Origin of the sequence: Lacticaseibacillus salsurivasis, from assembly GCF_036246225.1 — a bacterium.
Lineage (GTDB): Bacteria > Bacillota > Bacilli > Lactobacillales > Lactobacillaceae > Lacticaseibacillus > Lacticaseibacillus salsurivasis.
The window spans coordinates 332,731-352,650 of record NZ_BTTP01000001.1 but is presented as its reverse complement, the minus strand read 5'-3'; the positions used below and the strand labels follow the sequence as shown (position 1 = coordinate 352,650).

At 55.0% G+C, this 19,920-nt stretch carries 15 protein-coding genes; 4 read left to right on the top strand and 11 right to left on the bottom strand.

Annotated features, from left to right (window positions below; all coding sequences use genetic code 11):
• Positions 1-326: 326 nt before the first annotated feature.
• From rsgA to AAA927_RS01985, 3 genes are all read right to left on the bottom strand, one after another.
• A complete protein-coding gene (rsgA, locus tag AAA927_RS01995; protein ID WP_338215194.1) occupies positions 327-1,358 on the bottom strand; it encodes a ribosome small subunit-dependent GTPase A in 1,032 nt (343 codons plus the stop codon).
• Positions 1,359-1,558: 200 nt separating this feature from the next.
• Positions 1,559-2,158, bottom strand: coding sequence for a TetR/AcrR family transcriptional regulator (locus AAA927_RS01990; RefSeq protein ID WP_338215192.1), 600 nt, complete (start codon positions 2,156-2,158; stop codon positions 1,559-1,561).
• 11 nt (positions 2,159-2,169) lie between these two features.
• On the bottom strand, positions 2,170-3,537 hold the full coding sequence (locus tag AAA927_RS01985; RefSeq protein WP_338215191.1) for an Nramp family divalent metal transporter: 1,368 nt from the start codon (positions 3,535-3,537) through the stop codon (positions 2,170-2,172).
• Between the two features lie 398 nt (positions 3,538-3,935).
• Between AAA927_RS01985 and AAA927_RS01980 the strand changes: the two genes are divergently transcribed.
• Positions 3,936-4,220 carry a hypothetical protein gene (locus AAA927_RS01980; protein WP_338215189.1) on the top strand — a complete coding sequence of 95 codons (285 nt, stop codon included), beginning with the start codon at positions 3,936-3,938 and terminating at the stop codon, positions 4,218-4,220.
• Between the two features lie 43 nt (positions 4,221-4,263).
• Here AAA927_RS01980 and AAA927_RS01975 read toward each other — a convergent pair whose 3' ends face one another.
• From AAA927_RS01975 to yaaA, 3 genes are all read right to left on the bottom strand, one after another.
• On the bottom strand, positions 4,264-6,423 hold the full coding sequence (locus tag AAA927_RS01975) for a Tex family protein (RefSeq protein ID WP_338215187.1): 2,160 nt from the start codon (positions 6,421-6,423) through the stop codon (positions 4,264-4,266).
• Positions 6,424-6,564: 141 nt separating this feature from the next.
• Positions 6,565-9,717 carry a DEAD/DEAH box helicase gene (locus AAA927_RS01970; RefSeq protein ID WP_338215186.1) on the bottom strand — a complete coding sequence of 1,051 codons (3,153 nt, stop codon included), beginning with the start codon at positions 9,715-9,717 and terminating at the stop codon, positions 6,565-6,567.
• Between the two features lie 41 nt (positions 9,718-9,758).
• A complete protein-coding gene (gene yaaA, locus AAA927_RS01965) occupies positions 9,759-10,505 on the bottom strand; it encodes a peroxide stress protein YaaA (RefSeq protein WP_338215184.1) in 747 nt (248 codons plus the stop codon).
• A 99-nt stretch (positions 10,506-10,604) separates the two neighbouring features.
• Between yaaA and AAA927_RS01960 the strand changes: the two genes are divergently transcribed.
• Both AAA927_RS01960 and AAA927_RS01955 read left to right on the top strand, forming a co-directional pair.
• Positions 10,605-11,597: an aldo/keto reductase gene (locus AAA927_RS01960; protein WP_338215182.1), complete on the top strand. Its 993-nt coding sequence runs from the start codon at positions 10,605-10,607 to the stop codon at positions 11,595-11,597.
• Between the two features lie 111 nt (positions 11,598-11,708).
• Positions 11,709-12,002 (top strand): hypothetical protein, encoded by a 294-nt coding sequence (locus tag AAA927_RS01955; protein ID WP_338215180.1) that lies wholly within the window; start codon positions 11,709-11,711, stop codon positions 12,000-12,002.
• A 46-nt stretch (positions 12,003-12,048) separates the two neighbouring features.
• Here the strand turns inward: AAA927_RS01955 and AAA927_RS01950 are convergent, their stop codons facing one another.
• The 5 genes from AAA927_RS01950 to AAA927_RS01930 all read right to left on the bottom strand — a co-directional run bounded on the left by AAA927_RS01950 (position 12,049) and on the right by AAA927_RS01930 (position 18,976).
• Positions 12,049-13,011, bottom strand: a complete 963-nt coding sequence (locus tag AAA927_RS01950; protein WP_338215178.1) for an electron transfer flavoprotein subunit alpha/FixB family protein — start codon at positions 13,009-13,011, stop codon at positions 12,049-12,051.
• 12 nt (positions 13,012-13,023) lie between these two features.
• Positions 13,024-13,809, bottom strand: a complete 786-nt coding sequence (locus AAA927_RS01945) for an electron transfer flavoprotein subunit beta/FixA family protein (RefSeq protein ID WP_338215176.1) — start codon at positions 13,807-13,809, stop codon at positions 13,024-13,026.
• A gap of 12 nt (positions 13,810-13,821) precedes the next feature.
• Complete coding sequence (locus AAA927_RS01940) at positions 13,822-14,943, bottom strand: acyl-CoA dehydrogenase family protein (RefSeq protein ID WP_338215174.1); 1,122 nt, start codon at positions 14,941-14,943, stop codon at positions 13,822-13,824.
• A gap of 130 nt (positions 14,944-15,073) precedes the next feature.
• Positions 15,074-15,601: a GNAT family N-acetyltransferase gene (locus tag AAA927_RS01935; protein ID WP_338215172.1), complete on the bottom strand. Its 528-nt coding sequence runs from the start codon at positions 15,599-15,601 to the stop codon at positions 15,074-15,076.
• Between the two features lie 111 nt (positions 15,602-15,712).
• Positions 15,713-18,976, bottom strand: coding sequence for a beta-N-acetylglucosaminidase domain-containing protein (locus tag AAA927_RS01930; protein WP_338215170.1), 3,264 nt, complete (start codon positions 18,974-18,976; stop codon positions 15,713-15,715).
• Between the two features lie 232 nt (positions 18,977-19,208).
• Between AAA927_RS01930 and AAA927_RS01925 the strand changes: the two genes are divergently transcribed.
• On the top strand, positions 19,209-19,829 hold the full coding sequence (locus AAA927_RS01925) for a hydrolase (protein ID WP_338215168.1): 621 nt from the start codon (positions 19,209-19,211) through the stop codon (positions 19,827-19,829).
• The last annotated feature ends 91 nt before the right edge of the window (positions 19,830-19,920 follow it).

Below are 19,920 nucleotides of genomic sequence, written 5' to 3'. Positions count from 1 at the left end.
CAGGGTTAACAACCCCACGTTGAGACGAGTATAGCATTCGTAAAAACGGCGTAAAAATCAATTAACGAAAAGTTTTTTTGTTTTTTTGAAATTCGGTTTGATACAAGTCATTGATATAACGCGTTTCTATGTACATAAGGGCTAAAGCGGGAATGATTTTCGAATTTGTAGGAACAAAATATTTATAGAATTATGATAGCCCATGTTAACGATTGTTTAAGTCGCACCCAAGTAGACCGACTAAGATGGCAGTTACCCTTGGTGCTGATCATAGAATCAAAAAAGCATTGACCTCAGTGAGATCAATGCTTTTTCGTTACCGGCCCTTACTTTCGTTTCTGCCGGACAGCTTTCATTTTCGCTTGCATCTGCTTCTTACCGCCAAACATGCGCTCAATTTTGGCATTTTCACGCGCTTTGCCGCGCAGTTGGTGATCCGCCTGTTCTGCTTTGAGCTGCTGATAACTGGCGAAGCGCTCCGGAGCCAGCTCGCCGGCGGCCAAAGCGGCTTGCACCGCACAACCGGGCTCGCTTTGATGCTGACAATCCCGGAAGCGGCATTGCGCGGCTAACACCTGGATGTCGGCAAAAGTCGCATCCACGTCAGCTTCCAGCAGGCCCAACTCACGCATGCCTGGCGTATCAATCACCAGGCTCCCATTCGGCAGCTTCAAGAGCTGCCGCGCCGTCGTGGTATGGCGGCCATGGGCATCGCTGGCGCGCACACTTTGGGTGGCCAGGTTCGTGCTGCCTGACAGCCGATTGATCAGCGTTGATTTGCCAACGCCGGAAGAACCCAGCAGCGCGTATGTCAGCTGCGGTTGCATCAATGTTTCTAATTCGGCTAGCCCGCCTGGTTGGGTGGCGTCACAGACAATGACTGGCGTCTGCCCCGCCACAGACGCCACCTCAGCTTTAGCGGCCGCTAAGTCGGCGGTTTGGTCTGCCTTGGTCAACACAATGGCGGCTTGAGCGCCTGACGCAGCCGCGACGGCTAAATACCGTTCGAGCCGACGTAGGTTAAAGTTGCCATCCAGCGCCATGCACAGCAGCAGCCAATCCACATTGGCTGCCACGAGCTGGGCCGAGGTGCTGCGGCCCACCGCTTTGCGCACGAACACCGTCTGCCGCTCGACCAAGCGTTCAATGGTGGCAAAATCAGTCGGGTGCGCAGGCAAGCGCACCAAAACCCAATCACCAACCGTCGGAAAATCCTCTGGTCCCACGGCAAAATTGGCTAAGCGGCCGGCGACTTGGGCCTGAAACTGGCCTGCCTGGGCGATGATGGTGTACTGCTGATGACTGGCGCCAATCACGCGCGCCGCGGTTAACCCGGCAGTAATGGTTTGGGCTGGCATCAGCCCATATTCAGTAAAATCGATGGTTAGGTCCTCCTATGTGGCGAGGACTAGGATTGGTAGCCCTCCAGTGACGTCGCAACGTCGAAAACAATGCTCAACATCTACCTCACCCTTTCTGAGCGGCTCTTGGCCGCGTTAGCCTCATTGTACTTAATCCAAAGCAAGAAAAAAAGCCCGCAGTGGCCTGCGCGCTTATTCTATCGAGCCAGGAGAAATTCAATTTGGCTTTGCAGCTGGGTCAGCTGGTCAGTGGCCAAGGTGCGCTGATTGCGCAGCAACAGCTCCGTGAACAGTGGTGAAATCACTAGCGCCGCAATAATGGAAGTCAGCACTGGGATTTGGGTCTCGCTGTAACCCAACTTTGGCCCCACCGTGGCCAGGCCCGCCAAAATTCGTTGTTCAAGGCCGCTGGTGTAGCCATCTAGCCAGTCCGAGCCCGCCTGGGACAACATCATCCGATTACGCACCGTAATAATGAAAGATTGATAATTATCTTCGCGCGCCAGACTTTGCCAGACGCCATCGATCAGCCTCAACAGTTGCTCGGCTAGGGCCGTTTTGGAGTCAACGTGGGAGAAATCCACGGTAAACTCGTTGGCGCGGCGGGTCAGGCCTTCCTCCACAATGGTATCCAAAATATCTTGCTTCCCATGCGGAAAATAATAATACAGGAGACCATCGCTGGTGCCAGCCGCCTGGTTCAAGGCGCGGGTGGTGGTGGCTTCATAGCCTTGCGCGGCGAACAAATCGCGTGCCACGTCGATCAGATGGGCACGTTGATGCGCACCTTTTTCCATGAGCAACCTCCTTAGGCGACCAGGCCGACGGTTTGCAAAATCAGGTAGATATTGAGCACCACCAGCACCACCGTCGCCACCCAGGCACAGATTTTAATCCAAGGTTTGTTGGCAAATTCACCCATCAGCTGCTTGTTGCTGGCAAACAGCACCAGCGGAATCACGGCAAAGGGCAACGCGATACTGAGGAACACCTGAGAGAAGGTCAGCAGGCCTTCGATTTTGGCTTCATTGCCATGATAGATGATGGCAAAAATCAGCACTGGGGTCACCGACAGCAAACGAGTAATCAGACGCTGCACCCACATTGGGGCTTTGATGCGAACGAACCCTTCCATGACGATTTGGCCGGCTAAGGTGCCGGTAATCGTTGAACTTTGCCCGGAAGAGAGCAAGGCAATCGCGAACAGCATGGACAAAGCCGGGCTGGCAATCGCGCCGACAATGGCGGGATTGTTCAAGGAAGCAAACAGGTCAGCAAAGCGGCCCATGCTGGAGTTTTTACCGAAAAACAGCGCCGCGCCTAAAGTCAACAGCAGAGAGTTGACGATGAAGGCAATGAACAGCTGAATGTTGGAGTCGATGGTGGCAAAACGCACTGCCTGCGCGACTTCCCCGCGATTCTTGCGGTCGACTTTCCGGGTCTGGGAGATGGAAGAACCAAGGTACAGGTCATGCGGCATCACCGTGGCGCCGACAATCCCCATGGTCAGATAAAGCATGCCATGGTTGGTGATGAGGTCGCTAGTCGGCAGATAGCCATTGACGATGCCGCCGAGGTCTGGCTTAGCCAGGAAAACTTCATAGCCGAAGACCACCAGAATAACCGCAACCAAGGTTGCCACAATCGCTTCGATCTTACGAAAACCCATTTTCATCAGCAATAGCAGTAGCAGCACATCCAGCGCCGTGATCAGAATGCCAACAATCAACGGAATGCCAAACAGCAGTTGAATTGCAATGCCTGAGCCAATGATTTCGGCGATATCAGTGGCCATGATGGCCAATTCTGCAATCACCCATAATACAAATCCGCCCACTTTGCTGGTGTGTTCGCGGGTCAGCTGCGCCAAGTCTTTACCGGTTACAATGCCAAGTTTAGCGGCCATGGCTTGGAGCATCATGGCAATCAAACTTGAAATCAGAACCACGGCTAACAGCCGATACTTGTACTGGGCGCCGCCGGCAATCGAGGTGATCCAATTACCGGGATCCATGTAACCCACAGCAATCAATACGCCAGGGCCAGTGAAGGCCTTGAGCGTCCGCCAGAACCCGGCGTTTTTGGGCACTTCGATGGTGCCATTCACTTCGTCTAGACTTTTACTTACCGCCTGGTCGGCCTCGACCGCCTGGCTGTGATTGAGATTTTCGAGCATGGTGAGGACCTCTTTCCTTTGTGTTGGAATTCGGTGAGTCTTGTCAAAACTGAGCAAGCTCTCAAATTCATTTTCCTCGACTTATATTACGCTCTCTTTTCAGAAAATCAATCACTTTTGAGCAGATGATCAAAAATATTTTAGTGACACCTAATCTGGGCTTCAAACTTACCGCTAGCGGCCACTGTCTGTTATTTTTGTCGTTCGATTTCGACGGCAGTTTAGGGAGGTTAAACATTATTTTCGATCTCCGCTCGTGCTGTTGACTTGACAGGAAAGCACCAAACGAGGCTAAGCAATTATTTGTTCATTATTTAACTAGAATCCGTTCGTAAGCGCTTTCTTTTGTGCTATACTGTGTGTGAACATTTTAACAAAGTCTGAAGGAGGAACCATCAATGGACAACCAGACCCAACTCGTTACCGCCATGCAAACCCTCGCTGAGGCCCTCGCACATCGCGCCCCAGCAGCTGCAACAACCAAACTCATCAGCGAAACCGCAACCAGCCTCGCCCAATGCAATGGTGTGGCTTTTACCGGCACCTTCCAGCAATTTCTCAATCAAGTGCCGGTCACGAAATTCTCGGATGGTTTATCCTTCACCCCTGAAGAACACCGGCTCTGGCAACAGGTGCAAGCTCACAAGCAGCTCGGCAATAACCTCTGGGCCGCGCGCGTTTAGCGCAGACAAAATCAGGCATGACCACAGCGGTCATGCCTGATTTTTATTTAGGGGCCACCATGCTGAGTTGAATCCGTTCGCGCTGTAGATCGACCGATTCGATCCACACCTCGACGACATCCCCCACTGCCACCACGGTTTTCGGGTCCCGGACAAAATGGCTCGCCATTTTGGACACATGCACCAGCCCATCGTGCTTGACGCCGATATCGACAAAGGCACCAAAGTCCACCACGTTGCGGACCGTTCCTTGCAGCTGCATCCCCGGCTTCAAATCTTCTATCGTGAGCACATCCTGCCGTAACAGCGGCGCGGCTAGACTGTCCCGCAAATCACGGCCAGGATGCTGCAGGCTGGTAATGATATCTTGAATCGTTTCGGCGCCCACGCCGGCGGCCAAAAATGGCGCGCGGTCGACTTGAAGCACTTGCGCCACCTCATCCGTCCCCACTGCTTTGGGCGTCAGGCCAGCGGCTTTGAGCAATTGCTTGGCCACCGGATAACTTTCCGGATGGATATCGGTATTGTCCAACGGCTGTTTACCACCGATGATTCGCAGGAACCCCACGGCCTGCTCATAGGCTTTCGGGCCGAGGCGCGGCACCTTCTTGAGTTCCGTACGACTTTCATAGCGGCCGTGTTCATCGCGGTAAGCAACAATGTTTTGAGCGATGGTTTGTGATAACCCAGAAATCCGCGCCAACAGCTGATAGCTCGCAGTGTTGAGGTTAACCCCTACGCGGTTAACGGCCCGCTCAACCACCGCATCGACCTCATTGGCCAAGGCTTTAACTGGCAAATCATGCTGGTACTGACCGACCCCGACTGAGGCGGGATCGATTTTGACTAGCTCGGCCAAGGGGTCCTGCAGGCGGCGGGCAATGCTAATCGCGCTGCGCTGTTCCACGTGCAGGTCGGGGAATTCATCGCGGGCTTCCTGGCTGGCTGAGTACACCGAGGCCCCGGCTTCATTGACGATGACATAATAAATCGGCCATGCCACCTGTTTGATCGTTTCCGCGACAAAAGCCTCTGATTCGCGGCTGGCAGTACCATTCCCAATCGCAATCATGGTCACATGGTACTGTTCAAGCAGCGCCACAAACTCCCCAGCAGCCGCCGCCCGTTTAGCTTCAGGCGCCGGTTTGTGAGGATAAATCACCGCTTTTGCGAGGAATTTACCATTTTCATCCACGACGGCGAGCTTACAGCCGGTGCGGTACGCCGGATCAAAGCCCAGCACCACTTTGCCGCGAATGGGGGCTTGCATCAACAGGTTGTAGAGATTTTGCCCGAACACTTTGATGGACTGTTCTTCAGCGACCGCGGTCAGCTCCCCGCGGGCTTCACGCTCAATGGCCGGGCCGATGAAGCGCTTGTACGCATCTTGGTAAGCGGATTCAATGGCCGCCGTGGCCTCAGTGGCAGGCTGTTCGCCAAGCAATTTGAAGTGCAAATAGTGCATGATGGCTTCGGTATCCACTTGCACTTTCACCGTCAAGATTTTCTCTTTTTCGCCGCGGTTAAGCGCTAAGGTGCGAGTCGCGGTCATTTTGTTGATGCTTTCACTGAAGTCGTAGTACTGCTGGTAAACGCCTTTCTCATCGAGCGCGGCGGCTTTGGGTTTCAGTGCCGCTGTGATGTTACCGGTGCGCGTGGTGTAGCCGCGGATCCAGCTGCGCAAATCAGCGCGGTCACTGAAGGTTTCCGCCAAGATTTCATGCACGCCAGCTAAGGCTTCGGCTGCTGTTGGCACTTCGTCAGTGATGTACTTTTCGGCCGCAGTGGTGATACTGGTGAGCGGAAATTGCAACAACCAATCGGCCAGCGGCTGCAGGCCTTGGGCTTTGGCGATGGCAGCCTTGGTTTGGCGCTTTTGCTTGTAAGGCAAATAAAGGTCTTCCACGTCTTGCAGTTTAGTGGCGCCATTGATTTTTTGGGCCAGTGCCGGAGTTATTTGGCCCTGCTCCGTGATGCTTTTGATCACAGCGGCTTTGCGGTCCTGCAGCGCCGTGACTTGCTGAAAGGCGGTTTCAATGGCCTGAATTTGCACTTCATCGAGGCTACCGGTCATTTCTTTGCGGTACCGGGCGATGAACGGAACCGTGTTGCCGTCCTGCATCAAGGTCAGCACGGTGCTGATTTGATGCGCACTAATATCGGTCAGACTTTGATGCACGAGCTGTAAGGTTTGAGCTTCCAAGCGATTTTCCCTGCTTTCTTCATTCAAGTACAATGGGTCTATTTTAATCGAAATCCGCTTGCTTCGCCAACTGGACAATACGGATCGATTAGGCCAATCGACCAAGAAGGCGGCCACTGCGTTTGATGGTCGCCTTCTGGTTTAGTCAGCAATTCCTAAGATCAGTTTGATTTCTTCAGTACTCAACCCGGCCTTTTGCTCGACGCCGCCAAGGACTTGATCGACGAGGTCACGCTTTTTAGCCTGAAGTTTGACGATTTGTTCTTCAATGGTCCCTTTAGTGATCAGGCGGTACACATCCACCGCGTGCTTTTGGCCAATGCGGTGTGCGCGGCCGGTGGCTTGATCCTCAACCGCAGGATTCCACCAGAGGTCGACCAGAATCACCACGCTGGCCCCGGTCAGGTTTAGCCCCGTGCCGCCAGCTTTCAGCGAAATCAGAAACAGGGACTTCTCGCCGGCGTTGAACGCATCGACCATCTCCAGGCGATCCTTCGGCTTAGTGTCTCCGGCCAGCCGGAAATAGTCTTGGTGCTGGGCATCCAGGCGTTGCTGAATTTGGGCCAGCATCTGAGTGAACTGGGAGAAAACCAACACTTGCTTGCCGCCATCAAGGGCTTCCTGAATCAAATCATCAAGCTGATCGAGTTTGCCCGAGCCGCCGCGATAATCGTCTAGGTAAAGCGCCGGGGTATCACATATTTGCCGTAGCCGGGTTAAACCGGCGAGAATGGCGAGCTTGTTTTTGACCAAGCCACTGGGCGACAGGCCTTTGACCTTCACTTGCATTTGCTGAAGCTGGGCCAGGTACACGGTCTTTTGAGCCTTAGTCATTTCGTTATGCAGGTTGAACTCGCTTTTGGCCGGGAGGTCCTTCAACACTTTGGCTTTTTCGCGCCGCAGAATAAAGGGACTAACGCGCAGGGCAATTTCTGCCGGAGTCAGCTGATTGAAGGCGCGCTTGCTTGGCAGCAGACCTGGCATCACCAAGGCGAAAATCGCCCAAAGCTCTTCCGGTCGGTTTTCGATCGGCGTTCCAGACAATGCAAAGGTATTCTTGGGCTGAAGCTGCCGCAGTGCCTGGTTGGTTTTGGCACTGCTGTTTTTGACGTACTGCGCCTCATCCAGCACCAGATACCCTAAATCTACCGCCGCATAGGCCTCCGCGTCACGCAAGGCACTGCTGTAACTGGTGATCAAAAGGTCTGCCCCCGCCGCGATTGTGGCCTCTCGCTCAGCCTTGCTGCCGTCCACCACGACCGCGTGCAGGCCTGGGGTGAACTTCTCGCACTCGGCGCGCCAGTTATACAGCAACGACGCCGGTGCCACCACCAAATCAGGCTGGCCTGGTTGATGGCGGGCTGCCAAAAAAGTCAGCAGCTGCAGGGTTTTGCCGAGGCCCATTTCATCGGCCAAAATCCCACCGAAGCCGTGCGCATCCAGCATTTCCAGCCACTGCACCCCTGCCACCTGGTAAGGCCGCAGGTGAGCGTTTACTGAAGCCGGTACGTTCACTGGATACTGCGCCGGCTGCCGCAAATCGGTAGCAATCTGGTTAAATTGCGCATCAAAAGTGGCTTGATCACCTAGACTAGCTTGCACCACCAAAGCCTGGGCAGCGGATACCTGCATCTGACCGTCCTTCAAGGTGCCATGTCGCAGTTGGCTTAACGCCTTAGAGAGATGACGCAGTTGCTCGTCCACTATGACAATGCCACCATCACCACGCTGCACGTATGGTTTGGTGCCATCCAGTTGGGCCAGCACCTGATCGATTGCCGCTGGGGCAATGCCGTCGAAGCTAAAAGCGACCGTTAACAGGCCGTCGGCTTCGCTGACGGCCACCTGCGGATTCAGCTCAGCGCCGTTTTGCTGCAGTGCTGCTAGTGCCGGGTCAATGGTGACCACCCCGTTTTGCTTGAGATTCGGCAACTCAGCGGTGAAAAAGTGATACAGCGTCTCGCCATCGCTAAAGCTCTGATGCCACGCCCCATTGGCCAGCCAGAAGCCGAGGCTGCGCAGATAATCTCGGGCCTGAGTTTCTTGGATCGGATTGCGCTCAATGCCACCCGCTGGCGTATTTTCAGCAATCAGGTGGTCGCCATACGCATACTGCAAGGTCAGATCAAGCTGCTGATCATGCCGCCGCAGATCAAAGTGCGCCACCATGTGCGGAACCTCGATGGTATCGGCTTGAACCTGACCCACTTGCCGGAAAAAGTGCATGAATTCTTGGAGGGCGGCCATTTCATCAGGCCGAAAATGCAGCAACGGCCCCTTGCCCCTATGCTGGTCAATCGCCCAACTCAACTGGTTGAGGAGCTGATTCAAGGTCCCGGTTTGCGCCGGAGTGAGCTGAAAGGCCTGATTAGCCGCCATAATCAGACGTTCGGCCGGGATTAGAATGCTGAAAGGCTGGTTGACTGAAACCGCAAAACCGGTTCGATCTCGCCCGACCTTGAGCTTGAGGGGACTTTGACTAACCTCGTAAGGCGCAACGCTGAACGACCGGTAAACCTCACCGTCATCAAAAGGTTCAAAGCGGAACGCGGCGAGTTGATTAAACACCGGCGTCAGCGCCGTCACCTGCCCGACATTCAACATCGCTAACTTGCGTGGGGCATTCGTTGAATAATACAAATGGTCAGTTTCCACTGGCGCCGTGACGCTCAGGGCATCCAGCACGGCTTGTTCTGGTGCGGCAAAGGCGGCGTGGCTCAAGGTTAACTGGGCTTTCCCGCCAGTTTGATAGGTGGTTTCTTCGTTGTAAGCGCGCAAAAAGCCCTGCATATCGCCCACCACATACCACCGGCCGCCGGCTTCCCCGACCCGCAAGGTCACGAAAAACCGCGGCTCGTCCAAATACGCTTCGCGGCGGTACTGACTGATGAACAAGGTCACTTCGAGTTTCAGCGGTCCGGACCCAGCGGCGTTCAAACCATGAAAATATTGCACCGGCGGCAGCGCCAAATGCGCCACCAACTGCGCCCCACTGGAAGCGGGGGCCGGTTGGTGCGTTCGCATGGTGATGCTCGTCGGGGCATCCGCTTGTTTCATGGTCAAAATCACGGCTGCGATATGTTTGCAGTAAGCGTGACTGAAGAAGTATGGACAGTCGCACCAATCATCGGCCTCATTTGCCGCCACCGTCACGCTGTAGGCTTTGGTGCCATACACCGTCGCCTGCACGGATCCGGCGTTTTCGTCCACCTGGACGATTTCCACCTGACCGGCGCTCACAATTTTGCGTCCTCGTGTCCACATGACACTAGGCATTCGCCGTTCTAAATTCATCTTTTCACCTCAAGCTCTAACCACCAACCAGCCAGTCTACCCTAGTCCCCCTGCCGCAAAAATACCAGGCGGTCAGCACGGGACAAGGTCGGCTCATACCGATAATGCGGGTCGTCAAACTGTTGCAACGCTTCAACCGTCTGCACCTGATGCTCAGCGGCAAAGCGCACCATCGCCCCGCGCGCCTGCTTGGCTAACGTCGCCCGCGTTTTGACCTGACCGGCCACTAAATGACCAAAGACAATGTCAATCAACTGATCTTGGGGTTGCAGGTATGGGGTAATGGCTTTGGCGTATTCTTGCGAGGCCAGATTGATCACAGGGCTCTGCCAGTTCAAGGCCTGATACAAACGGTGACCCCAGAACTGATAAAGGTTTTGCGTCTCCCCGACGACGAACCGGCTGCCCATTTCCAAGCGGTACGGCACAATGGCATCAAACGGCCGTAGCACACCGTAAAACCCTGAAAGAATGCGCAAGTTCGCTGCCAAGTAATCCAGGCCCGGCGCCGTCAACAGATCCGGCGCCATGCTTTGGTACTGCAAGCCCACGTAACTCATCACCGCGGGTGTCACTTGCTGGTACAAATCCAGCTGCTGCAGCCAAGCATAGTTAGCCTGCGCCAATCGGTCACTACACTGCCAAAGTGTCTTGGCTTCTGTATATGAAAGCTGGCGCATGGCAGCCAGCAGTTGCTTGGTTTGCGGGAGAAATTGCGGCCAGGCTGTCGGGGCGAAGTCATCTGGGGCGACTTGCATTTTTTTAGCAGGTGAAATGATGAATTGCATGAAAAATATCCTTTCTTCGGGGCAAGGCGACGCGTGCATCGCTGTCGCACTGTGGTACACTGAAAGCGCATTCCTAAACTAGTCTTAAAGGAGTTTACTATGAATAATTACTTAGCCGCCAGCGAGCGGTATGACACCATGCAGTACCGCCGCGTGGGCAACAGTGGCTTGAAGCTATCCGCCTTGTCGCTGGGCCTCTGGCACAATTTTGGTAGCGTCGATCCTTTGGCCAACCAGCGCCAGCTTCTGCGCCATGCCTTTGACCTAGGCATCACCTGTTTTGATTTGGCCAATAATTACGGCCCGGAACCAGGCAGTGCAGAAACGAATTTCGGCCGGCTGTATCAGGCCGATTTCAAACCTTACCGCGATGAGCTGATCATCACTTCCAAAGCCGGCTACACCATGTGGCCTGGCCCGTATGGCGATTGGGGTTCGCGCAAATACATCATCGCCAGCTGCGACCAAAGCTTGCAGCGGACCCAGCTTGATTACTTCGATATTTTCTACTCCCACCGCTTCGATCCCGAAACGCCGCTTGAAGAAACGGCGCTGGCGCTGGATCAACTGGTCAAAAGCGGCAAGGCGCTGTATATCGGCCTTTCCAACTACGGCCCTGAAGCCACCGCCACGATGACAGCCATCTTCAAGGACCTGAAGACGCCCTACATCATCAATCAAGACCGCTACAACATGTTCAGCCAAGAAAAAGCCAAGGCCCTGTTCCCGACTTTGGCCGAAACCCATAAAGGCGCGGTGGTCTTCAGCCCCTTGGCGCAAGGCATGCTGACCGGCCGCTATCTCAATGGCATCCCCGCTGACTCGCGCGCGGCGCGTAAGGACAGTCCCTTCCTCAATGTGGAGAAAGTCGAAGCCCAGCTCGCTCAGATCAAGGCGCTCAACGCCATCGCCGAAAAGCGCGGCCAGACCCTCGCCGAAATGGCGCTGGCTTGGGATCTGCGCCAACCCGTTGTGGCGTCGGTCATCATTGGCGCGAGTCGCGTCAGTCAACTGGATGACAACGTGAAGGCGCTGGACCATCTGACCTTCACCGCCGAAGAAGAAGCCGCCATTGATCAGGTCTTAGGTTAAGCTTTAAACCGTCGCCTTCGCGGCGGTTTTTGATTCTCCTAGGCGGAGGCCGCGAAAATCGGTAAAATGGAGATTAAGGACCATATTCTCTAGATTGAAGCAGGTGAGGCCATGAAGCTCATTTTAGCTATTTTACTCCTCCTCTACGCAGGTGCAACGCTGACCGCCGTATTCGTCAATGACCGGCAAGCCTTAGCCAAACACGCCTTGATGATTGGTAGCGCCGCGGGGCTGCTCTTAGGGCTGTGGTGGCCGATTTTTGTGCCACTGGGCATCCTCGGACTTTTGGCCGCGGCCGTGATGAATGGCTTGCGCATGTACGGCGAAATCCATTTTTCGCATCTGGCGGTGCGGCTAGGCTACTCGCTGGTGGTGATGCTTCTGTGGTGGCAGGTGTGGGGCTAACCCAAAACAAAAGACGCGGCTAGGCCGCGTCTTTTGATTCAAACCCTTAGTTCATCCGTTGCTTCAACGCGGTAATAAACGCCGCGGCATCCCCAGTGAAGGTGTAATCCGACTGGGCAAAAATCGGCGCCTGGGCATCCCGATTAACCGATACCACCAGCTTGGCTTGCGTCATCCCGACGATGAATTGCGTCGCGCCGGATACGCCAAGATTGAGGAGGAAATCAGGCGCGATGGTGGTGCCGCTTTGGCCAATCTGCTGCTCCACCGTGAAGTCAGGCAGATCTGTCAGCGGCCGTGACACCCCAACGCTGGCGCCGAGCCGGCTGGCAATTTCCCGGGCGCTGGTGATATCAGCGGGCGTCGCTGCCCCGCGACCCAACGCCAGCACTTTGTTGGCGCTGGCAATGCCAGTGGCGTGCGACACCCGCACGGTTTCGTCAACCACTCTCCCCTGGGGACCAGTGGTCTGGGCCACCTCAACTGGCGTAATGATTGGCGTTGCCCCGGCTACTTTTTCGGCGGCAAACGTGTTCGGCCGCACTGATGCCATTTGCGGGCGCCGATCGGGGCAAGTAATTTCACACATCACATTGTCGCCATAAGAAGGCTTCACTTGCACTAATAAATCATCTTCATAGAAAAAGTCCAAGCAGTCCGCTGTTAGCCCCGTTTGCAGCGCCGCCTGCACCCGCGGCGCAATCGAGCGGCCTAGTGGGGTTGCGCCAAACAGCACCGCGTTAGGCTGATACTCTTTGGCTAGCCTGGTTAAGGCCCCGGCCATCACCTCATCACTGGCCTGGTCATAGGCGGCAATTTGCGCCAGCAAAATTTCGTCTGGTCCATATTCACTAATCGCCTGTTCAAACTGTTGGTCCGGCGCTTCCAGCAAGACCACCACCACCTTTTTGCCCTGCGCGATGGCTTTGGCCTTCGTGATCAGCTGAAAAGTGACGGGATTAATCCGGGCGGGTTCGCGCTCGGCGACAATCCAAATTGCTTCTGTCATGTTCTTGCCTCCTTAAATCAGGCCATGCTGCTGCATGATCACCAGCAACTGATCAACGGCTGCCGCTGGTTCACTGGCTAGCGGCTGTTGGGCCCGGGTCTTGGCTTCTGGGGCGTAAACCTTGCGCACCACCGTTGGCGAACCTTTTTGGCCAAGCTTTTCGGGATCCAAATCCAAGTCCGTGTCCCGCCAAATCGTGACCTGCTTTTCAAAACTCTGCTGAATGTGTAGCGGCGTTTCGTAACGCGGCGTATTGGCCTCCGCCCGCACCGTGACCACCGCTGGCAAGGTCAGTTCAACGGTTTGCGTCAGACTATCCAGATCGCGCACCACGGTGAGTTGATTGCCATTAGCGGTCAGCTGGGTGGCATAGGTGGCCTGCGGCTGGTTCAGGTTGACAGCAATAATCGGGCCAACCTGACCGGTGTCGGCATCCACCGCCTGCCGGCCAAGCAACGTCAAATCGACGTCGCCAATTTGGCGCACTGCCTGCGCCAACACATAACCGGTGGACAACGTGTCTGCCCCAGCAAAAGCGCGGCTGCTCAACAGGTAGGCACTGTCGGCCCCCATCGCCAAGCCATCACGCAAAATTTCGGCAGTGGAATCTGGGCCCATGCTCAGCAGCGCCACTTCGCCGCCCACTGCATCGCGCAGGCGCAGCGCGGCTTCAATGGCGTTTTTATCGAAGGGATTGATTCGCCCACTCATGCCGCCGCGCATCAGGTTATGGGTAACAGGATCGAATTTGACATTATTGCTTTCTGGCACCTGCTTGATACAAACAACAATTTTCATCAGCGCGCCTCCTTACTTGGCCAGCTCTGCCGCCGCGATTGCAGCACGCATCTTTTCGACGGTCCCTTCAGCGATTTCCAGCGCCCGGGCATCGGCAATCAAATGCGCCAACGGGTAGTCCCGACTGTAGCCATAACCGCCGAAGACTTGCAAGGCGTCATCACACGCTGCCACTGCCGTGCGGGAACCATAAGCCTTGGCCATGGTGGCTTCTTCGCTGTACGGTTGACCCGCCGCGTGAAGCGCCGCCGCATTTTGATACAACAAGCGCGTGGTTTCGCGGCCCATGGCAATGTCCGCCAGCTTACGTTGAATGCTGCCGAGCTCACCGATTGGGGTACTGCCTGCTTTGCGTTCTTTGGCATAGCTGGTGGCCAAGCCCAACGCGTGATCCATGATGCCGGTGAGCACTGCCCCCATCAAAATGCGGGCATCATCATGGGCTGAATCGCCAATCTCACCGCCTTGGCCAACCTTGCCCAGCAGATAATCATCGCTGACCCGCACGTCATTCATGAAGATTTCACCTACCGGCGTGCCGCGCAACCCGATGAAGTTCTCGCGCTTCCCAAAGGCAAAGCCTGGCATGTCTTGGTCCACGACGAACACTGACAGTTCTTGCGGACCCGTTTTGGCCAGCACACAGTACACTTCAGCTAAGCCGCCGTTGGTGATCATAATCTTATTGCCGTTGAGCACCCAGTCGCTGCCTTGCCGCACGGCGGTGGTGCGAATGCTCATGGGATTGGAGCCACCGGTCGGTTCGGTCATGCCGAAGCCAAAAATCCGCTGACCGGCCGTTGGGAAATACTTGGCCTGAAGGGCCGGCGTGCCATACTTCAGCATTTGATAAACCGTTTTGTAGTGGCCTTCGAGCGTCGCCGCCATGCTGGCATTACCTTCCGCCACGCGGCGCACGACCTCAGCCGTCACTTCCGGGCCAAAGCCGGCGCCACCGAATTCATTGGGTAACATCAAGCTCAAAAAACCAGTCGCCACGACTTGCTCGAACAAGCCGTCGGGATAGCGGCCGGCATGATCGATTTGCAAGTCCAACGGGGCGATTTCGTTGGCGGTAAATTCACTTGTCATCCGCAGCAACATTTGCTCTTGCGGGGTCCATTGTTTTGCCATCGCTGACTTCACCTTCTCTTATTTGATAAAGCGCTTACAAGAACTATTGTACACCTCTGCACATGGCTTGCCTATCCTGTTATATTAATTTTTTCGAAACTGTATTAATATTCGGGTCCAATATCACTGCTTAATCCTGCAATTTTCGCCATTCTTCGCGGAGAATGCCATATTTCACCGAATCGTAATATTGTCCCTGCCAAAAGCGGACCTGCCGAATCCGGCCTTCTTCTTTCATCCCCACCGCAGCGCCTAGCCGCATCATTCGCTCATTGCCTGACCACGTGGTGAAACCCAGATGCGGTAAGGTCGTGGTGGCAAACAAGTGTGTCAGCCATAACCGCAGCGCCTGCCGGCCAAGATGCTGGCCCCAGCGATCTTCGCGGTAAATCACGAGTCCCACTTCGAGCCACCGCTTCAAATCGCCGTCTTCATAGTAAGCAGAGACAGCCCCTACAAGCTCGCCATCGCTGACGATTACTTGCCGCAGCGGATTGGCCACCCACCGCCTCGCCGCTAAAAATTCCGCTAAGGTCGGCGTGACGTCTTGGAAATACGGTCCGTTCCATTTGGTCCATTCCGCGTTTGGGTTGCTATAAGCCAGCTGCCAAAGCTCGGTTTGTTCGTTTGCCCGCAACTGGCGTATCGTGATGGTCATGTCATCCCCTCCTTGCGTTTAGTGTACCGGAAAGCACCACAAAAACAATGGCGCTGCCGAGAAGGCAACGCCATTGCGCTTGAAACCTAGATTGAGAAATACTTTTGTCGCTTACTGTTCACGCCGGCGCAAGCCTAAGCCACTGAGGCCTGCCAGCAATGCCCCCAATCCCACCAAAACGGGATTGATGGTTTCACCAGTTTTTGGCAAAGCGCGCTTGCCTTGGCGTTGACCCTTAACGTGAGCATTGACTGCTTGTTTACCAGGCTGATTCTTGGTCGTCGCAATCGAAGGCTCACCCTTATCGGTGCCTGGTTGCGGCGTCGGCTCTGGGGTTGTCTCCCCGCTAGGTTGACCATCGCCACCAGGAGCTGGGGTTGCTTTGACTGCAAGCGTGGACAGCCCCAGCTCGGCCAAAGCCCCCGCCTTGGCAGCCGGCGCCAAGGTCAGGCGAATACCAGCAACCTCATCAAAGTCAATCGCCAGCCGGGTGATCAACTGCTTGCCATCGGTCGTGCCAACGGTCTGCCAAGTGTCACCAACTTTAACGGCGACGGTGCCTGGTACTTGCCCAACCACCACGACTGAGTGCATGCCGGTCAGTGGCGTAGTGAAGTTCTGCTCGATTACGCCACCTTGCGTTGGATCGGTCAGTTGCGGCGTGAAAGTCGTTTCGGTCGTGCCGTCAAAGACATTTTGCACGGCTTGGCCGGTGGCACTTTCGACATTGTCTAGAGCCAGGCCGGTGCCACTATAGGCAGATAATTCACGAATCTGAAGCCAGCCATCGGTCGGTTCATCGGCGACAACGAACAGATACTGCGCATCAACAGGGCGGCTCAGGTCTAGCTGATACAAGCCGGTCGCGGTGACATGGCCAATCGCCACTTTGTCACTGCCATCTGCTTTCGTGCCAGCATACACGGTGGCCGCGGTAAAGAGGTCACCAGAGGTTGCTGCGTCTGAAGTCCCTTGCTGCAAAATCACGCGCTGAACCGACTCGACCTGGCCCAGATTTAAGGTTAGGGTGTCGCCTTTCGCCACATTGCGGGAACTCCAGAACTTGGTGCTTGGGTCGCCATCGGTCATGTTTGCCGCACTGTTGCCTTCATACTGCGAAATATTGGTGCTAGCTGTGCCAGTCAATTGAGTGGCCTCACTCTTAATCGGGGTAAGCTGTAACCACTGGTCAAGCGCCTGGTAGGCGGCACTCAAAGCCACCTTGAACTGGCCATCGCCCACGGTTGGCGTAATGACTGGGTCCGGCTTGCCAGTGCGGCTGTTCGGTACCGCCTTAGCTTGCGCTGCCGTGATTTCAGCGGCCATGGTTTGATAACTGGCGCCAATCTTCGTCTCAGAAGCATCGTTTTTTTGCGTCTCATCCATGATGGTAATGCCGGCCAACGTCGCTTTCGCCCAATGTGAAGCGGCATTAATCCAAGGCAAAGCATCATTATAAAAGCCTGACACCGCAATGGTTTTCAGTGTTGTGGGCGCGTTGACAATCAGTTCAAGATGTTGCTGCAAGGCTGCCAGCGCTTTTTGGTAAGCTGGCGTCCCAAATTTAGTGTTCTGATAGTCAGCAAACAATCCTGCCAGCAGTGGTGCCTGCACCCGCTGGTCGGCTGGTGCATAGTTCCAATCCTGATTCAAATCAACGAAGGCTTGCAGCGCTGCGAGCTTCGCCGGATCAGCGCCGGCGATTTCCTTCAGCACATTATTCAAGGACTGCTGAGGGTCGTACTGGCCAGCATTCCACATGTAATCGGCAAAGCTGCCAATGCCAATCCAAGAGGCATAAGGTTCAATCATCGGGTTAGCGGTAAAGCCGTCCGTCACCTGATACAAATCGTCCGCCCGGCCGCTCACAGGATTCAGATACAAACGGTCCTGGTTCGAGTCGTTGACAGGGAAATTATCCCAGATGAACATGTGATCAGTGTTATAAGTTTCCTTCGCCTTGGTAATCGAGTCGGCACTCAAGGTCCCAGAAAAGACGCCTTCGCCGGTCCACTGCATGCGAATGTTCGAATCCAGTGATTGGCCTTGGGCTTCCTTGAACGGGTCGCGCGCCGAGCCATTGTAGTTGGTTGGCACTAGCCACAAGTCAGGCAATTGGTTGGCCTGGATATACTCACGCTCTACCCGGTTCAGGTAATACGACTGGGCATCAGCTAACGTCGACCACTGATTATACGAATAATTCGGCGTGGCATGGGCCGGGAACTTGGCCTGGTCTGCCGGTGTCACACTCAGTGGAATATCATCCAGCGCAATGTAGAACTGGGTTACCCCGATACTGCGCAGTTGATTGAACTTGGCCACAGTCGCTTCATAATCGGCCTGACTGGAATAGGTGATATCATTGCCTGGCGATAAGGTATAAACAAAGCTGACGTGATTGCGGTTGGCTTCATCCACCAATGACTTGATCGTTGCCAGCGCATCATCAGGATACAAGTCGCGCCAGTTCTTCCGCAGATAGTTATCGTCTTTTGGTGAGTAAATGTAGGTGTTCATGCGGTGCTCACCCATGAAGGCAAACAACTCTTTGCGGGCCTGATCGGACCATGGCTGGCCATAAAAGCCTTCGATGACCCCACGAATACTCATTTGCGGTGATTCATACACATCAACGTGACTCAGATCTTGCTTGGCCTGGGTCCGGTTAATCAGATCATTCAAGGCGTAAAAGAGCCCCGTCGCATCGGTCCCTTGCACCGCCAGCACCGTTTGCTTGCCGACCGTACCGGCTTTGAGCAGGTACCCATTGGCATTAAGCGTCGTGACTGCCGCGCCATGCAAGTCAGCAACGGCCTTCGTGGTGGTAGCATCGGTGGCTAGGCCATAGTGAATCTGATCAAAATTGATTCCGGCTTTGGTCAACGCGGCAGTGGCTTGATCCGCCAAAGCTTTAGTGGCGGCGTCAACCGTCGCATCAGTAGTCACGGTGGCACTGGTCTTAGCCGCTGGGGCGGCAGGCGCTTGCGCTACCGCTCGTTTGGCGGCAGCTACGGGCGCCGTGGCCACTTTGGCCGTTGGTTCGGTCGCAGCACGCTGCTCGTCCTGCGCTTCGGCGACGGTGTCATTTGCTGACGCCGGTGCCTCTGCCGGTGTGGCTGCCGGCGCCTGCGCGTCTGTTGCTGGCGGTACAGTCTCGGTGTCGCTGGCAGGCGCCGCTTCGGTGTCGGTGTCGACAGTGGCGACCTTTGTCACATTATCCTCCGCAGCGACAGCGGTGGTATCCGCGTCTGTTGCCGCCTGCACGGTTTGGCTGCTGATGCCCCCACCAGTAGTGACCAAGCCCCAAACTGCAATGCCCGCAACGACCCAGGCCTTGCCAGACTTATACATCTTAAAGTGCTTCTTCTCCATCTTTATCTCCTCCAATGTTGAAACCCATACCGGGTCTATCAGATGGTCGGTGCATAGGCACCACAAGGAATATAACACCGATTTTGCCAAATGTAAGCGCTTTGCTCAATTCTTCATTTGATTATCACGGTACTTTAATCGCAAATCGAGTGAGTCGCTTTGCTTTCTTTTCCCGACCTGGGTTTATACAATGCAGGTGTTCTAGCCTAATTCTAATTTGGAGGCGATGCTTATGACCAGTTATCCCCGCCGCGAGCCGGCGACTGACGCCCTGTTGACCCCTGAAAATGCCGCTTTATTGGTGATTGATTATCAACCGACCCAAGTGGCTTCGATTCAATCGATGCCGCATCCCCAGTTAATTCGCAACGTCAAGATGACCATCCAACTGGCGCAGCTATATCACGTGCCCATTATTCTCAGTACCGTTAACGTCAAATCTGGGCGTAATCAAGACACGCTCAAAGTCTTGCGTGAGCTGATGCCGGCGCAGCCAAGTTACGATCGCACCAGTATCAATGCTTGGGAGGATCAAGCCTTCCATGAAGCCGTGGCGAGAACAGGCCACAAAAAGCTTGTGATGTGTGCCTTATGGACCGAAGCGTGTTTAACGTTTCCGGCGCTGGATGCCTTGCACGAGGGCTACCAGGTTTATCCCGTCGTGGATGCGGTCGGCGGGACGTCAACTTTGGCCCACGAAACCGCCTTACACCGCATCGAACAAGCCGGCGCCAACTTAATCACCAACGCCCAGCTCGCCTGCGAATGGCAGCGGGATTGGAACCGGACCGAGTTTGTCCCGGGTTTTGTTGACTTACTGACCACCAACGATGACTTCTTTATCAACGCCTAAGATGTGTTCTAATGAGCAAATACAATGAGCGCTTGACTTTCTTTTCGGTTGCCTTAAACTAGCAGAATATTATGCCGAAAGGATCGATTGA

Coding starts and splice junctions, on each gene's coding strand:
- rsgA (WP_338215194.1), bottom strand. CDS start 1,358: ATGCCAGCCCAAACCATTACTGCCGGGTTAACCGCGGCGCGCGTGATT.
- AAA927_RS01990 (WP_338215192.1), bottom strand. CDS start 2,158: ATGGAAAAAGGTGCGCATCAACGTGCCCATCTGATCGACGTGGCACGC.
- AAA927_RS01985 (WP_338215191.1), bottom strand. CDS start 3,537: ATGCTCGAAAATCTCAATCACAGCCAGGCGGTCGAGGCCGACCAGGCG.
- AAA927_RS01980 (WP_338215189.1), top strand. CDS start 3,936: ATGGACAACCAGACCCAACTCGTTACCGCCATGCAAACCCTCGCTGAG.
- AAA927_RS01970 (WP_338215186.1), bottom strand. CDS start 9,717: ATGAATTTAGAACGGCGAATGCCTAGTGTCATGTGGACACGAGGACGC.
- yaaA (WP_338215184.1), bottom strand. CDS start 10,505: ATGCAATTCATCATTTCACCTGCTAAAAAAATGCAAGTCGCCCCAGAT.
- AAA927_RS01960 (WP_338215182.1), top strand. CDS start 10,605: ATGAATAATTACTTAGCCGCCAGCGAGCGGTATGACACCATGCAGTAC.
- AAA927_RS01955 (WP_338215180.1), top strand. CDS start 11,709: ATGAAGCTCATTTTAGCTATTTTACTCCTCCTCTACGCAGGTGCAACG.
- AAA927_RS01950 (WP_338215178.1), bottom strand. CDS start 13,011: ATGACAGAAGCAATTTGGATTGTCGCCGAGCGCGAACCCGCCCGGATT.
- AAA927_RS01945 (WP_338215176.1), bottom strand. CDS start 13,809: ATGAAAATTGTTGTTTGTATCAAGCAGGTGCCAGAAAGCAATAATGTC.
- AAA927_RS01940 (WP_338215174.1), bottom strand. CDS start 14,943: ATGGCAAAACAATGGACCCCGCAAGAGCAAATGTTGCTGCGGATGACA.
- AAA927_RS01935 (WP_338215172.1), bottom strand. CDS start 15,601: ATGACCATCACGATACGCCAGTTGCGGGCAAACGAACAAACCGAGCTT.
- AAA927_RS01930 (WP_338215170.1), bottom strand. CDS start 18,976: ATGGAGAAGAAGCACTTTAAGATGTATAAGTCTGGCAAGGCCTGGGTC.
- AAA927_RS01925 (WP_338215168.1), top strand. CDS start 19,209: ATGACCAGTTATCCCCGCCGCGAGCCGGCGACTGACGCCCTGTTGACC.